Annotated in this window: 14 protein-coding genes; 6 read left to right on the top strand and 8 right to left on the bottom strand. The window is 70.6% G+C overall.

Annotated features, from left to right (window positions below):
* Window positions 1–158: 158 nt before the first annotated feature.
* Window positions 159–752 carry a hypothetical protein gene (locus O7621_RS03685; protein WP_282232725.1) on the bottom strand — a complete coding sequence of 198 codons (594 nt, stop codon included), beginning with the start codon at window positions 750–752 and terminating at the stop codon, window positions 159–161.
* Window positions 753–925: 173 nt separating this feature from the next.
* Between O7621_RS03685 and O7621_RS03680 the strand changes: the two genes are divergently transcribed.
* Complete coding sequence (locus O7621_RS03680) at window positions 926–1,345, top strand: VOC family protein (RefSeq protein ID WP_282232724.1); 420 nt, start codon at window positions 926–928, stop codon at window positions 1,343–1,345.
* 247 nt (window positions 1,346–1,592) lie between these two features.
* On the opposite strand, the gene O7621_RS03675 is transcribed toward O7621_RS03680, so the two are convergent.
* Together O7621_RS03675 and O7621_RS03670 are read right to left on the bottom strand one after the other, a co-directional pair.
* Window positions 1,593–1,781, bottom strand: coding sequence for a DUF397 domain-containing protein (locus O7621_RS03675; protein ID WP_282234443.1), 189 nt, complete (start codon window positions 1,779–1,781; stop codon window positions 1,593–1,595).
* A 25-nt stretch (window positions 1,782–1,806) separates the two neighbouring features.
* Window positions 1,807–2,721 carry a helix-turn-helix transcriptional regulator gene (locus tag O7621_RS03670; RefSeq protein WP_282232723.1) on the bottom strand — a complete coding sequence of 305 codons (915 nt, stop codon included), beginning with the start codon at window positions 2,719–2,721 and terminating at the stop codon, window positions 1,807–1,809.
* Between the two features lie 449 nt (window positions 2,722–3,170).
* Here O7621_RS03670 and O7621_RS03665 point away from each other — a divergent pair, with 449 nt between their 5' ends.
* From O7621_RS03665 to O7621_RS03655, 3 genes are all read left to right on the top strand, one after another.
* Window positions 3,171–3,464 (top strand): hypothetical protein, encoded by a 294-nt coding sequence (locus O7621_RS03665; protein WP_282232722.1) that lies wholly within the window; start codon window positions 3,171–3,173, stop codon window positions 3,462–3,464.
* A 212-nt stretch (window positions 3,465–3,676) separates the two neighbouring features.
* The gene (locus O7621_RS03660; RefSeq protein ID WP_282234442.1) at window positions 3,677–3,964 is read left to right on the top strand and encodes a hypothetical protein; all 288 of its coding nucleotides are present in this window, start codon (window positions 3,677–3,679) and stop codon (window positions 3,962–3,964) included.
* Window positions 3,961–5,769, top strand: coding sequence for a hypothetical protein (locus O7621_RS03655; RefSeq protein WP_282232721.1), 1,809 nt, complete (start codon window positions 3,961–3,963; stop codon window positions 5,767–5,769). The genes O7621_RS03660 and O7621_RS03655 overlap by 4 nt, the downstream gene beginning before the upstream one ends.
* A 40-nt stretch (window positions 5,770–5,809) precedes the next feature.
* Here O7621_RS03655 and O7621_RS03650 read toward each other — a convergent pair whose 3' ends face one another.
* Window positions 5,810–6,550: a VIT family protein gene (locus tag O7621_RS03650; RefSeq protein ID WP_282232720.1), complete on the bottom strand. Its 741-nt coding sequence runs from the start codon at window positions 6,548–6,550 to the stop codon at window positions 5,810–5,812.
* A 178-nt stretch (window positions 6,551–6,728) separates the two neighbouring features.
* On the opposite strand from O7621_RS03650, the gene O7621_RS03645 reads away from it, so the two are divergent.
* The gene (locus O7621_RS03645) at window positions 6,729–7,184 is read left to right on the top strand and encodes a hypothetical protein (protein WP_281552660.1); all 456 of its coding nucleotides are present in this window, start codon (window positions 6,729–6,731) and stop codon (window positions 7,182–7,184) included.
* Window positions 7,185–7,212: 28 nt separating this feature from the next.
* On the opposite strand, the gene O7621_RS03640 is transcribed toward O7621_RS03645, so the two are convergent.
* A complete protein-coding gene (locus O7621_RS03640; protein WP_282232719.1) occupies window positions 7,213–8,979 on the bottom strand; it encodes a glycoside hydrolase family 3 N-terminal domain-containing protein in 1,767 nt (588 codons plus the stop codon).
* Between the two features lie 93 nt (window positions 8,980–9,072).
* Between O7621_RS03640 and O7621_RS03635 the strand changes: the two genes are divergently transcribed.
* Window positions 9,073–10,380 (top strand): glycosyltransferase, encoded by a 1,308-nt coding sequence (locus O7621_RS03635; RefSeq protein WP_282232718.1) that lies wholly within the window; start codon window positions 9,073–9,075, stop codon window positions 10,378–10,380.
* On the opposite strand, the gene O7621_RS03630 is transcribed toward O7621_RS03635, so the two are convergent.
* The 3 genes from O7621_RS03630 to O7621_RS03620 all read right to left on the bottom strand — a co-directional run bounded on the left by O7621_RS03630 (window position 10,313) and on the right by O7621_RS03620 (window position 13,868).
* Window positions 10,313–12,124, bottom strand: a complete 1,812-nt coding sequence (locus O7621_RS03630) for a glycoside hydrolase family 15 protein (RefSeq protein WP_282232717.1) — start codon at window positions 12,122–12,124, stop codon at window positions 10,313–10,315. The genes O7621_RS03635 and O7621_RS03630 overlap by 68 nt on opposite strands.
* A 65-nt stretch (window positions 12,125–12,189) precedes the next feature.
* Window positions 12,190–13,305 carry a hypothetical protein gene (locus tag O7621_RS03625; protein ID WP_282232716.1) on the bottom strand — a complete coding sequence of 372 codons (1,116 nt, stop codon included), beginning with the start codon at window positions 13,303–13,305 and terminating at the stop codon, window positions 12,190–12,192.
* 2 nt (window positions 13,306–13,307) lie between these two features.
* Window positions 13,308–13,868, bottom strand: a complete 561-nt coding sequence (locus tag O7621_RS03620) for an RNA polymerase sigma factor (protein ID WP_282232715.1) — start codon at window positions 13,866–13,868, stop codon at window positions 13,308–13,310.
* Between the last annotated feature and the right edge of the window lie 260 nt (window positions 13,869–14,128).

The following is a 14,128-nucleotide window of genomic DNA, read 5'->3' as shown; positions in this document are numbered from 1 at the left end:
GGGACCGGGTGGCTAACCGAGTCAGGTGGTGTACTGATCTGCCGCTCCGGTTGGACTAGCGTTCATCACCGGCGGTGACGCACGGTGACATATGGCTACTTCTCCTGTCTCCGCCTCCCGCGTGGTACCGACCGATCAACTGGCATTGCTGCCATCAGTCATATTTCGCGCGTTGGGTGGTGGCCGTCGTAGCGGGCCGGACCGAAGCGCTTCTTAGCCTTGAGGCGGCGACTTTCGAGGCGGATGTCGCGTCGTTGATCGTCGCGCGTCATCTCCAGTCCTTGGATGCTAATCCCGTCGTCGTAGTCCTCGCCGCTGTAGTAGCGAGAGGTGATCTCGTGCTCAGTCTCGCCCAATCTCTCCTCCCATACTGCCAGCCGGGCATGGTCGCTGTCGTACTCGTCGCCGTCAGGTGGGGCGGGCAACCGGGACAGGATGTAGTCGAGCACCTCGGCGTCGCTCTCGGCCTTCACGGCGAGCTGAGTGTCGGTTTCCCTCAAGTCCTTAAGCGCCTTCTCCAGCAAGTCGAGACGCTCGTAGAGTTTCGGGTCGGGCCAGAGGATGGTGCCCTCGCGCCAGTTGAGGTTGGGCATGGAACCGATGGCAGCCACGGTGACCATCAGCAGGCCGAAGACCAGCACGATCATGGGGGTACCCAAGGGCCACTCGGAGAGCAAACCGACGACGCCCACTGCGGCCACGCCGAGGCCGAGCAGGATCAGCAGGACACGGGTGCTGACTGGCAGACGCATCAGCCCAGAGTAGAGGCCATCGGCGCGCTGGTGTTGGCACCTCCATCACCTTCGGTAGCCGCCGACCTTGGCGCGGACAGCCGCGAGGACGCTCGGACGTGCCGATGTCTGGATGTTCGCTCGTCGATTTCGTGGTGTGATGACAGGGCCAGTACCGTGAGGAGGCGTCGTCAGTGTCCGACTATCCGGTTCTCATGCACACCGCCCTGGACGCCACCGACGCCCGGGCCCTCGCTGAGTTCTACCGGGAGTTCCTCGGACTGCAGTACCGCCCTGGTGACGAACCTCCGGCTGACGGGACCACCGATGACGAAGACTGGCTCGTCCTGGTCGACGGCAACGGCAACCGCAAGCTTGCCTTTCAACAGGTGCCTACATTGGCGCGGCCGACGTGGCCGTCACACGACGTTCCGAAGCAGATGCACCTGGATCTCCGCGTACCAACCGTCAACGAGTTGGAGCGACACCGTCGACGAGCCGAGCAGCTCGGAGCCAGCTTGCTTTACGACCGCACCCGGGATTCAGAGGAGCCCCTCTACGTTCTCGCCGACCCGGAGGGACATCCGTTCTGTATCCTCGTCGGCTCGGGGTAGGCCAACGTACGGATCTGCCGCAGTCCGGCTTGGGTGTTATTGAGCCTGACATTACGGAGTGTAGTTGGCGAGGGCGGTGTTCAGTGCGACATGGAGGCTCGTACGGCAGGCGTGGCTGGCATCCTTGGTATGTGACCCGCGCGGTCGGTTCAGTTACGCGACGCTCGGCCTGCTGTCGACCACTGTGGCGTTGTAGCCAGGCGTTCGGCAGCGGGCTGGTGCATCTCGACGTCGCGGAGGGATGCAGCTACCCGTGGCAGCGGGACTTCGCCAACTCGACGAACGCCGACCAGGCTGTCGGCTCGAAGGCCAGGGTCCCGCCGGCGGGGTCTTTGCTGTCGCGTACGAGGACTGTGGCGGGAACGTTGGTGGCGACCTCGACGCATGAACCTGTGCTGTCCGAACGCGTTGACTTGCGGTACTGCGCTGTGGCCAGGACCTCTGGGGAGAGCGCGTCACGTCTACTGGGCACTGGATAGCTCCTTCGCTCTCTGGCTGATCAGGTTCCTGGACGCGGTCTCGTTCAGGGCGCTGCGGTCGATGGCTGCCGCAGCGGCCTCGAATCGGGCGATGTCGGACGGTTTGTGGGTCAGGAGGTGGCCGGTGAAGTTGTCCATGTAGGCCGTCGCCGGCCCGCCTTGCTCTGGGAACGTTATGACCGCGAACGGCCCCGTGTCGATGCCGTAGTGCGCGCCGACGCTGAACGGCACGACCCGGACGGAGACGTTCGGCAGAGCGCCCCGCTCGTTGATCTGCTGCAGTTGGCGGACCATCACGGCTGGTCCACCGATGGTGCGGTGCAGCACGGCCTCGCCGAGTACGACGGTGAAGTCGACGGGATTGTCTGATCTTGTCAGGATTTCCTGTCGGCGTAGCCTGACAGCAACGCGGCGCTCGAACTCGGCATCTGCGGCTTTCGGGCTGTCAGAAGCTGAGATCCGGAGGATCTCCCGCGCGTACTCCTCAGTCTGTAGGAGTCCGTGGACGCGCTCGCCCTCGTAGGCCCAAACCGATTGCGCTGCGGCCTCCAGGCCGATGTACATGTCGAAGCCGGGTGGGAGCACGTCGCGGAACCGTGAGAACCAGCCCTTGACCCTGGTGGCTGCTGCCAGCGCCAGCATCGTTGCCGTGGTCTCATCGTCCGCGCCGAACAACTCGGCCAGGGACTTCACGTCGTGGTCCTTGACCCGCACGCCGGGCAGGCCATTGATGATCCGGTGGGCGGTGGGACGGGCGCGCTCCATGTGCTGCGCGGCCTGCTCGATCGTGATCGGGGTCCCGTCCTTGTTCCGTGCCTGTTTGCGCAGGTTCTGCAGCATCAGCGCCAGGCGCTGACGGGCCACGGCCGCGCCGGCGTCGTCTCCGTCGACTGCCACTGTGGAGCCTCCCCTCGGGTGCATGTCGCCCCCCTGCCAACCGCGTCCGGCAAAAATTTAACACTGCAATCAAACGATCTTGATCGAGCGTAGCCGCCCGCTGCGGCTACCTCTCCGGTCCACCTGGCAAAACTATGAAGTCAAAAATTGAATGTTGCGGTTTTGCGTGATCGATGGTTGACTCTGTGGCGGAACGACCTTCGTGGACGGTTTATCAACTGACCGACTACTGGTTAGCGGGGAGCGGCGAGTTCATGATCGTTTTCCCGCTGCGTATCGCTGAAATCCAAGGTGATCGGGCAGGCTGCGGTAACGGCCCGTCCGGTCGTCCCCAGCCCAATCAGAAGGGTTGATCATGGTGGCGCTTGGTGCCCTGGTTTCCGGAATCCTGCTCGGGTTCTTCGTCGGGTTGTTCAGTTTCAAGGTCAAGTCGCGGTGGTGTCCCGACTGTGGTCGGACGACGGTGCCGGCGGCTGATCGGTAGCGTGCCGGCCGACCGGTCCCCGGCCGATCCCCGGCCCGGTGACGAGTTGATCGTCGATGGTCGGGCGAGTGTGCAGTTCGCGGCCGGGCGGGGTTTCCGGTTCCGGGTGACGACAGTAGACAAGCGCTGGACGTACGACGGCTGGGTCTGGCTCACCGGCTATGTGTTGGCAGCCGACGGTGAAGCCCGTGAACGGCGGGAGATCTTCGTCGAGCGTGACGGTCTCCGCTGGGCGCCCCGCCCGCGCCGGCACCGCTGACCCCGGCGGCGGCACCGCTGCGACGCGAACCGCGCGCCCTCCATCCGTACCTCTGAAGGTTTTCGACTGTGTGAAAGGTGGTTCCTGCTGTGCGTGGATTTCTTGACTTGTTCCGCCGGCCGGTGCGGAGTCGGCGTAACCGGCGGTTGCTCGCCGAGATCGCCCGCCACGACCGGCGGCCGACCGGCGCCGCTGCCGGGCCGCGTCCTCCGGTGCGGCCCGCCCCGAACGCTGCCGGTCACTTGTACGGGCGGCCGGTGCGGCCGTCGATCAGCCCTGGCCTGGTCCGCGAACGCGCGTTCGGCGACCGGACCCGGCGTGGCTGCGACCCGGTCGAGGTGCGGGCGTTTCTGCACCTGGTGGCCGACGAGTTGACCGCGCTGCGCGCCGAGTTGCACTCGACCCGGGAGGAGAACGTGCGGGTCAAGCAGGCGTTGCGGGACTGGCAGTCGGAGCAGTTCGAGCAGTCGCACCGGTTCGGGGCGGGGGTGGCGGCGTGAACGGCGTCGACAAGGTGCCGGCCGGCTCTCTGCACGTGGTCGGGGTCGGCGTGGACCGGCGGCGGGCGCAACGGGTGTTCACCGTGGCGAACCTTGACACCGGGCAGGTGGCGTCGACCAGCCTCGTTCCGGGCTCGTTCACGCCTTTGCCGACGCCGGGTGGGACGTGGTGGTTGCCGTACGCGCCGATCGTCACCGACCTCGCCCAGCGTGCCGGGGTGGCCGCCGCGACGTTGCGTGACCCGGATTTCCCCGACGAGCCGGGTCGGCTGCCGTCGTCGGGGTTGACGCTGCCCCGGCAGTGGCAGCGCGGCATACCCGAGCGGGATCGGCTGCGGTGGGAGGCGGTAGCGCTGGCCGAGCGGCCCGCCGTGCCGTGGCTGGTGCTGATCGGTCGCAGCGTCGAGCCGCCGCCACCGGGCGACCCGGGCCGGCTGCTCGGTCGGCTGTGTGCGCTCGCCGACCAGTTGCACGTCGACCTGGTCCTCGAAGTCCGGCCCAGCTCCATCGGGCGTGGGCTGAGCTGGGACGTCCGGTTCGAGCACGCCGGCGGTGCGGTGCCCGACTACCAGCACCGGTGGATCGCCGACCTGCCGACCGCGCTCGCCGCCATCCCCGCCGAACGGGCGGTGACCGGCCTGACCGTCGCCAACCCGCTGCTGCCCGCCCACTACCTCACCGAGGCTGCCCTCACCGGGCGTGCGGTGCCGGTCGGGTTGGACGGGCACCCCGGCGGCCACGACCTCGACCAGGTCGAACGACGCATGATCGCCGACGCTGAACAGCACGGTGGGGCGCAGGCCATCTGGCGCAACCGGCACTGGTGGCACACCAGCCTGCGACCCGCCGACACCGCCGGCACGTTCGTCCGCGGCTGGGAACCGCCGGCACCGAAACACTGGGGCGAGCCGATCCCCGCCCACCCCTGCACGCGGTGCGCCGACCGGCCCGACCCGCCGTACTGCCTGGACTGCTACGGCACCCGCCAGGTGCGACGCGGCGCGGTGCTCACCGTCACCGACCTGCGTGGCCGGACCGTGCACCGCAACTGGCGACCCGACAGCGACCCGACCGGCGACCCGGAAGCCGCCGTCGGCCCGCAACCGCCCACCCTGGTGCTCACCGACCGGCCGTCCGGCACCACCGTGTGGCAGCTCGACGAGCACTACCAGATCGGCTCGCTCGCGGCGCAGTTCGGCGTGCAGCCGACCGACCTGACCGACATCGACGGCGAACACGTCACCGACCAGCACCTGCGCAACGGTGTCAGCCAGGTCCCCCACACCGGCGGCGACCCGCTCGACGCGTACCTCGGTGAAGTCGGCGCCACCCACGACGGCGCCCGCATCATGGTCCTCGCCACCGGCTGGCCCGGCCCCACCCTCGACGAACTCGCCGCCCTGGTTCGCGGCCTCGGCCTCGCCCTCGACGTCACCGTCATCGACCACCGCAACACCATCGGCCGACCCGAACTGTCCCAGGGCCACTCCTGGTCGGTCCGGGTCGTCGACCCGGCCACACCCCTGGCCGTCGACCCCGTCCCCACCAGCGCCGCCCTGCCCGAAGCCGTCGCGCTGTGCTACCGCTACCTGCACGGCGCACTGCGCGCCACCATCCCCACCGACCCGGAAACGCCGATCCCCGTGCCGCAACAGCCCGCAGCGGCCGGCACCCTCCCCGACACCACAACCTGCATCACCCAGGTACGCCGCCACGCCGCCACCCAACCCGGCCGGCCCGTCACCGTCCGCCTCCACCCCGACGGCACCCACACACGCACCACAGACCACCCGAGGAAAGGTTGATCGCAGCAATAGTTCGTCGGCGGCGTGGTCGAAGGTCGGCTCAGAGCACCGTCGCGCCGACGAACTGCCCGATGGCGAAGGTGACGGCCATGGCCAGGGCACCACCGGCAACGAGTCTGACCACCGCCCGCCCCGCGTTGGCAGAGCCCAGTCTCGCGCTCACCGCACCCGTCACCGCGAGTGTGAGCAGCACGACGGCGAACGTCACGGCCACCCGCGCGTCGGGTGGTGGCAGCAGGATCGCGATCAGCGGCAGCAGTGACCCGAGGGTGAAAGCGACCGCCGAGGCGGCGGCTGCGTGCCAGGGGTTGGTCAGCGAATCCGGGTCGATCCGCAACTCGATGTCGGCGTGCGCGGCGAAGGCGTCCTTCGCGGTCAGTTCCTCCGCTACCAGCCGGGCGGTTCCGACGGTCAGACCCTTCGCGACGTAGAGCGCGGTCAGCTCGTCCAACTCCTGCTCGGGGAACCGTTCGAGCTCGGTGCGCTCCTTCGCCAGCAGCGCCCGTTCGCTGTCACGCTGGCTGCTCACCGACACGTACTCACCCAGGGCCATGGAGACGGCGCCCGCCGCCACCCCCGCGACGCCCGCTGTCAGGACGGGGCCGGTGGCGATGGTCGCGCCGGCCACCCCCACGACGAGACCGGCCGTCGACACGATGCCGTCGTTGGCGCCGAGCACCCCGGCCCGCAGCCAGTTCAACCGGGTGGAGATCCCGTTGCCGTGCGGTTCACCCACGTGAATCGCGCTGGGCCGGCCGGCTCCCGTACCTTCGGCTTTCATTCAGATCACCTGCCTCCGCCACCGTACGGCGGGGCGCTCTGCGACGGCAACGAAGCCAAGCCTGCGCTACCCGTGGAGGCACGGTGCAGAGGATCCTGCTGTCACCACAGTGACTGGGCCGACCGCCTGGGATACCGGCACCGAGTTAGCTCGCCCGAGCATTGGGTACGCCGACGAAATGCGGCGAATCTGGAGTGGGCTGCTGGCCGGTGCCGCCGGCACCAGCGCCCTCAACATGGTCACCTACCTCGACATGGCCGGCCGGGCCCGGCCGGCGAGCAGCACCCCGCAGCGCAGCGTCGGTCGGCTCGCCGAGACACTGCACGTCGACCTCGGCGACGACGAGACCGCCAGCAACCGCCGGGACGGGCTCGGGCCGCTGCTCGGCTACGCGACCGGCCTCGGCGCCGGCGCGCTGTACGCCGTGGCCGGCCCCCGCCGGGCACCGGTCTGGGCGGCAACCGGGCTGCTCGCCATGCTGGCGATGGCCGGCTCGGACGCGCCGATGACCCTGCTCAAGGTCACCGACCCGCGGCAGTGGAGCGCTGCCGACTGGGCGTCGGACATCGTGCCGCACCTGGCGTACGGCCTGGTCGCCGCCGCCGTGCTGCACCGCCTCCGGGCCCGCGACTGACCTGCCCGGCCACCCCTGAACTTCCCGGTCAGAACGTCAGCCCGTGGCCGTACCGGAACAACGGGTCCGGGTCGTCGAACGGGGCGTCCGGCTGCCCGGTGAGTACGGCCCGCTGGCTGGCCGGCAGATCGACCGGCAGCCGGCCGGTCGGTGCCGGCTCCCCGGCGAGTACGTCGACCAGCGCGGTGTCCTCGACGCCGAAGCTGACCAGCAGCGTGCCGACCCGGTCGGCGAGCGGGGTGAGCACCGCCGGCCGGTCCAGGTAGACGTCCACGACGGTCGGCACCGCCGCCGCGACCGCCAGCACCCGGTCCAACGCGCCCGGCGGGAACTCCAGCGGCCCGGCGTGGAAGTACGCCTCCACCGGGCCGGGCCGCCGCTCGTACGGTGCGGCCAGCCGCAGCACCGCCACGTCCGCCTGACCCGGCTCCGACACCACCGTCCACCTGCCCCGCAGCGCGGCACGCAGCGGGCCCTCGGCGTACACCCGCAGGCCGGGGGCGAGCGGCAACCGGGCCGGGCTGTCCGGCGGGGCCTGACGCAGCAGCGTCACGCAGGCCCGTTGGGCGGCCAGCCCGGCGGCGCGGGCCGGCGGTCCACCGACCAGCTGCGCGGCGCGCTCCGGGTCGACGTAGCGGTGCTCGAACAGACCGAGCCGCAGCTTGTCGTGCAGGACGCGGCGGGCCGACTCGTCGATCCGGTCCTCGGTGACCTGGCCGCTGCGGACCAGGTCGACCACCAGGTCGGGGCGGGCCTCGCCGCCGAACTGGTCCACCCCGGCGTGCAGCGCGGCACGCAGCCGCTGCGCCGGTTCCAGGTGTTCGACGCCCCAGGCGCGGGCCGGTCGGCGTTCGCCCCGGAAACAGGCATCGGTCAGTACGCCCCAGTCGGCGCAGATCACCCCGTCGAAGCCGAGCTGCTGGCGCAGCAGGCCGGTCACCACCTCGTGGTTGAAGGCGAACGCCACCGGCGGCAGTTCGGTGCCGACCGGCAGCCCGTAGCCGAGCATCACCTGCGCGGCACCGGCCCGGACGGCCGCCACGAACGGCGCCAGGTGGGCGGCGAGACGACCACCCGGGTAGGCCTGCTCGGCGCCGTACCGGAAATGGGGGTCCTCGCCGGTGCGCACCGGGCCGCCGCCGGGGAAGTGCTTGACCAGCGCGGCGACGCTGTCCGGTCCGAGCGTCGGACCCTGCAACCCGGACAGGTACGCCACCGTCAGCCGGCTGACCAGCTCCGGGTCCTCGCCGAAGGTGCCCAGCACCCGTGGCCAGCGCGGGTCGGTCGCCACGTCGGCCTGCGGGTGCAGCGCGGCCCGGATGCCGACCGCCAGGTACTCCCGCCGTACCGTGTCGGCGTGGCGGCGGACCAGTTCGGGGTCGCCGATGGCGGCCAGGCCCGCCGGCTCCGGCCAGGTCGAGAAGGCACCGGCCAGGGCGGCGGTGTTGGGGTTGGCCGACCGGGCGTGCCGGGGATCGGTGGAGACCGTCACCGGTACGCCGAGCCGGGTCGACGCGGCCAGATCCTGCAGGTGGTTGTGCCAGCGGGCGAGCTCCTCGGCCGACGCGGTACCGACCAGGTTGACGTGGTTGATCCGGCGGCACAGGACGAGGTCCTCGGCGGCGAGCAGGCCGGCGTCCGGGTCGGCCGGCGCGAGGGTGCCGCCCGGACCGATGCCGATCATCGGGTGGAACAGCAGGCCGGCTTTTTCCGCCAGGGTCATCCGGCCCAACAGGTCGTCCGCCTGCTGCTGCGATGGCCGTGATCGGGTGACGGTCGGCTGCTGGGTGGTCACCGGGCCGACGGTAACCGGGTGCGCGCCGTCTGGTAGGCGGTTCGGCCGGTATCCGGGGTGGTTTGTCGGGCCGGCCGGCGGGAAAGGTGCGGGATGCCGCGACGACGGGTGCTCGTGTTCAGCATCCCCAACGAGGGACACCTCAACATTCTCAAACGGCTGATCCGCCGGCACCGGGCCGAGGACAGCTTCCGCCTGGTGCTCGTCGACCGGCAGACCACCGTGCCCCGGCTGGGTGACCTGGCCGGGTCGACCGTCGCTCTGCCGGGTTGCCGCGAGTTCCGCAACACCCCGGCGGACCGGGTGTTCGACCGGGCGTACCGGTTGTTCGGCGAGTGCCTTGCGGTGGCCCGCGCCTACCGCCCCGACCTGGTGCTGTACGACTTCTGCGCGATCGAGGGCGCACTGGTCGCCCGCCGGCTGGGCGTGCCGGCGTGGTGCTCGGTGCCGGGGCTGGTCGGACCGATGACGGACGCCGGATATCTGCGGCACTGCCTGACGGCGTCGGCGAACACGGCGGCACTGGACGCTCTGGACCGGCGGTACGGCGTCACGCTCGACCCGGCCACGGTGGAACTCGTCTCGAACTGTCTGCACCTGCCGGCCGAGCAGAACATCCTCTGGTCGTACCGTGCGGTCACGCCGCCCGACTTCCGGGACAACCGCGCGGCGGTCGGCTACCGCTTCGCCGGCTACCTCTCCGACGGCTGGCCGTCCCGGAACCGGCCGGCCAGCCAGGACGGCCGGGGCACAGGCCGGCAGCGCCGGGGCACCGGACCGGCCCGGTCGGTCGTCTACCTGTCCTTCGGCACCGAGGTGCTGGACAACCTCTGGTACGCCGAGCCGGAACTGGTCGGCGCGCTGCGTCGGTGCGTCGCGGGTCTGGCCCGGCACTGGTCCTCGCCGGAGGTGACGGTGGTGTTCCCGACCCGGGGCCGCCGGATACTCGACCGGTACCCGGCGAACTGGGCGATCCGGCACGCCGTCGACCAGCAGCGGGTGCTCAGCCGGGCCGACGTGTTCGTCACCCACGGCGGCAGCAACAGCTTCCACGAGGCGATCATCGCCGGGGTGCCGATGGTCGTCGTGCCGTTCTTCGGCGATCAACCGCTGGTCGCCCGGCAGGCGGCCCGGCTCGGCATCGGGATCAACCTCGACGCGGGTGCCCGCACCGGGCGGGACGCCGCGTACCGGCTGTTGGATGTCGGCTGCGCCGACCGGATCGCCGCCGCGGTGTGGCGGGTTCTCGACGACCGGCGGTACCGGGCGAGCCTCGCCGGCCTGGACCTGACGGCAGTTGCCGCGTTGCCGCCGACGGACGACGACCGCCCGGTCACCCGCCGGGTGGGTCCGGTGGTCGCGACGCCTCCCCGGTCTGGGACAGCGTCCACGCCGCGTTGATCAGGCCGATGTGCGACAGCCCTTGCGGAAAGTTGCCGATCAGGCCACCGTCGCGGCGGTCCACCTCCTCGGCGAGCAGACCGAGATCGTTCGCGCACGCGGTGGCCGCGTCGAAGACCTGGCGGGCCCGGTCGTGCCGGCCGGCCAGTGCGAGGGCCTCGGCCAGCCAGTAGGAGCAGATCAGAAAGGCTCCTTCGTCGCCGCCGGTCCACCGCTGGACCAGGCCGTCGTGGGTCAGGTCCGCCTCGATGGCGTCGATCGTGGCGACCACCCTGTGGTCGGTGCCGGGCAGGAAACCCATGATCGGCATGATCAGGACGCCGGCGTCGAGATGGTCGGAGCCGAACGCACCGGTGAACGCCTGGCGCCGGTCGCTCCATCCCTGGTCGAGGATCGCCCCGCGGATCTGTTCCCGGGTCCGGCGCCAACGGTCGACGTCACGCTCGGCGTGCAGCGCCGTCGCCAGCCCGACGGCCCGGTCCAGCGCCACCCAGCACATCAGCTTCGAGGTGAGGTAGTGGCGTTCGCCCTCCCGACCCTCCCAGATCCCGGAATCTGGCTGTGACCAGGTGCGGCAGGCCCGTTCGGCAAGGCCACGGAGCAGATGTACGGTGTCCGCCGTTAGTTCGCCGAGCCGGTCGCGCAGGATCCAGGCACCGTGCATCACCTCGCCGAGCACGTCGAGCTGCCGCTGCCGCCAGGCGTCGTTGCCGACCCGTGCCGGCGCCGAACCCCGGTAGCCGCGCAGGTGCTCCAGATCGTGCTCGGTCAGGTCCCGCTCGCCGCCGACCCCGAACATGATCGGCACTGGCTGGTCGGACGGTAGCTCGCCGACCGAGTCGGCGATCCAGTCAAAGAAGCGGTGTGCCTCGTCGGGGCAGGCGGCCACCCACAGTGCCTGCATGGTGAACGCCCCGTCGCGCAGCCAGGCGTACCGGTAGTCCCAGTTCGCGCCGCCGCCGACCTCCTCGGGCAGCGAGGTGGTCGGCGCGGCCACCACCGCACCGGTCGGCTGATAGGTCAGCGCCTGCAGCACCAGCGCGCTGCGCCGTACCTGTTCCTGGTAGAGCCCTTGGTAGCTGTGGTGCTCGTCGGCCCAGGACCGCCAGCCGGCGACCGTGTCGTCGACGCCGCACCGCCGGTCGTCGGCCGGTGGCGCGGTGTCGTCGGCGCGCAGGTGCCGCAGCGCGAACTGTACGGTCTGCCCGGCGGTGCGGGTGAGCCGGCCGCCGATCCGGTCCACCCCGGCGGACAACTCGGCCGGCAGCGGGTCGCCGGTCAGGATCAGCCGGTCACTGCCGCCGACCAGCTCGATCCGCCCGTCGCCGCCGGTCACCACCGGGACGACCCGGCCGTACTCGGGCCGTACCACCAGGTCGACATCGACCTGCACCGTGCCGGAGAGGACGTCGACCCGGCGCAGCAGCACGTGTGGCGAGGCGCTGCCGATGTGGTGGCCGCGTTCGCCGGGGCCGAGGGCCAGCGTGTCGGTCAGCCGCAGCTCGCCGTTGGCAGTCCGGAAGTCGGTCTGCAGCACCATGGTGTCCGCCAGGTAGCGACGGGCGGTGCGGTGCCCGTCGACCGGGGTGATCGACCAGTGCCCGGCGTCGGGGTCGAGCAGCCGGGCGAAGACGCTTGGCGCGTCGAACCGGGCCGGGCACCACCAGTCGACGGAGCCGTCCGCGGACAGCAACGCCGCTCCCTGGCAGTCACTCAGGAGCCCGTAGCTGGCAATGTCGGGCATCGTCACCGGGTACCCGCCCGCCGCAGGTTCATGCCGGCCGTCCGGGGCGGGTACCCGGTGACGGTTCAGTCGGCCGGTTCGGCGCCGAGTCGATCGACCCGGCCGGAGCGCAGGAACACCAGGTAGTGGGTGACCGTGCCGGCCGCCGCGCGGTCGTCGGCGGGTAGGGCCACCCGCTCGTAGCTGAGCAGCCGACCAGTGGCGGTGTCGATCACGGCGGTGTCCCGCACCGGTCGGCCGTCCATCTCGCCGGTCGCGCTGACCGCGACCCCGGACCGGCCGGCGCGGTCCAGCACCGGACCGTGGGTGACCAGCTCGGTGTCGGCGAGGACAGCCAGGGCGGCCGCCCGCTGGGCCGGGGACAGGTCGTGGAACCGGTAGAGGCCGATCACCGCCCGGAGCGCGGCCTGGGGGCCTTCGTGCATCGGCTGCTCCTCGGCGAGCTGGCCGGCCAGCACCGTCCGGTCGGCGGCGGGATCGGGTACGGCGACACCGAGCGCGCCGGGCGGGTACTCGACCACCTCGGCGGGCCGGTCCGGGTTCGCCGGGTCGACCCGGGTCTCCTGCCCGGACCGGTCGGCGGCCCACCACAGTCGCCGGTCGTACGCTCCGCCGTCCTGCCCGGTGGTGGGATCGTCGCGCCACCAGGCCCGTAGCTGTACGTAGGTGTAGCGGCCAGTGGTAGCCGGCTGGTCCGGCACCGGTTGACTCGACGCTGGTTGGTCGAGTGAGTAAACGTGCCGGGCGATCGCCGCCAGCTGGTGGCGGGCCGGGGCGGTGCCCGGGCCGGCGGTCAGTGGCAGTGGCTGTTGCGGGTCGACGAGGACCGGGTCGGTGGCGTCCGGCTTGACCGGGTCCGGTCCGGTCGGGCCGGACGCGTCGTACGAGCGGACTACTTCGACCCCGACGATCAGCAGCGCCACCAGAACAACCGCAGGGACCGCGGCCCGCCACAGCCTGGGCCGCCACGGCTGCTGATGCCACAGCGTGGGCCGCCACAGCCGCCACCGCCAGCGGGTCGATTCCTGCACCGACCGGCGCTGATGCGCAAGGGCTATCAGGTCGGTGACGTCGATATCGGGTGGCGGCGGAATCCGTCCCTGCCTGGGCAGCAGTGCCCGGACAGCCAGCTGCACCAGTTCGTCGCGGCGGAACCCGTCCTCGGCCGGCTCCTGATCCATGGTCAGTCCTTCCCACGTCTGGCCGGGATGCGCCAGGTACGCCGGGTACGCCGGCCCTGCACATCGTCCCGTAGCTTGTGCAACGCGCGGCGGGTCCGGTGCAGCGATCGCCGTACCGCTGCCGGGCTCATCCGCAACATGACGGCGATGTCGGCCGTGCTGACGCCGTAGCTGGTCAGCAGCAGGCACTCCCGGTCCTTGACGCTGAGCCGTCGACCGAGCCGGGCCACGTCCTGCCGCAGGATCCCGGCGCCCAGGTCACCGTCGTTGCTGACCACCAGGGTCAGCGTGGTGGTACGCCGGGTCCGCTGGCTGCGACAGTTCTTGCCCAGGCGTTTCTCGGCCAGTCGTCGGGCCACCCGGTAGAGCCATGCCCTCGGATGCCGGATCTGGTGCCCGTCCGCACGGTGCAGCCATGCCCTGACGAATGTCTCCTGCAGAAGATCTTCGGCGACTCCGGTGTCCTCGAGGCGCTGAAACAGTACCGTCCACAGCAGCGCATGATGCTGACTCAGCTGCTCCCCGAGCCAGGCATCGAGCTCTGCCGCATCTTCTGCATCCACAATGCTCCTCGGTGCTCGTTACGGTGACGTCGTCGCAATCGGAGCTGCCGGGTCCGGCATCCGTCTATAAGAGGCGTCAGCGTGTCAGATCGTGCCCAATGATTTTTGTTGATCATGGTCAATTGTTCCAGCATGTGGAACATGAGAAAGTCGCGCTTTGCGTGGTGGCATTTGCTGGCCGAAAGTTGCAGCTCACTCCGGGTCGGAGAGACGTGACTGCTGTTCATTTATCTACCGAGGTGGATATGGTGATCTCGTTG

This window comes from Solwaraspora sp. WMMD937 (genome assembly GCF_029581175.1).
GTDB lineage: Bacteria > Actinomycetota > Actinomycetes > Mycobacteriales > Micromonosporaceae > Micromonospora_E.
This window is presented reverse-complemented; position numbering and strand designations above follow the sequence as displayed.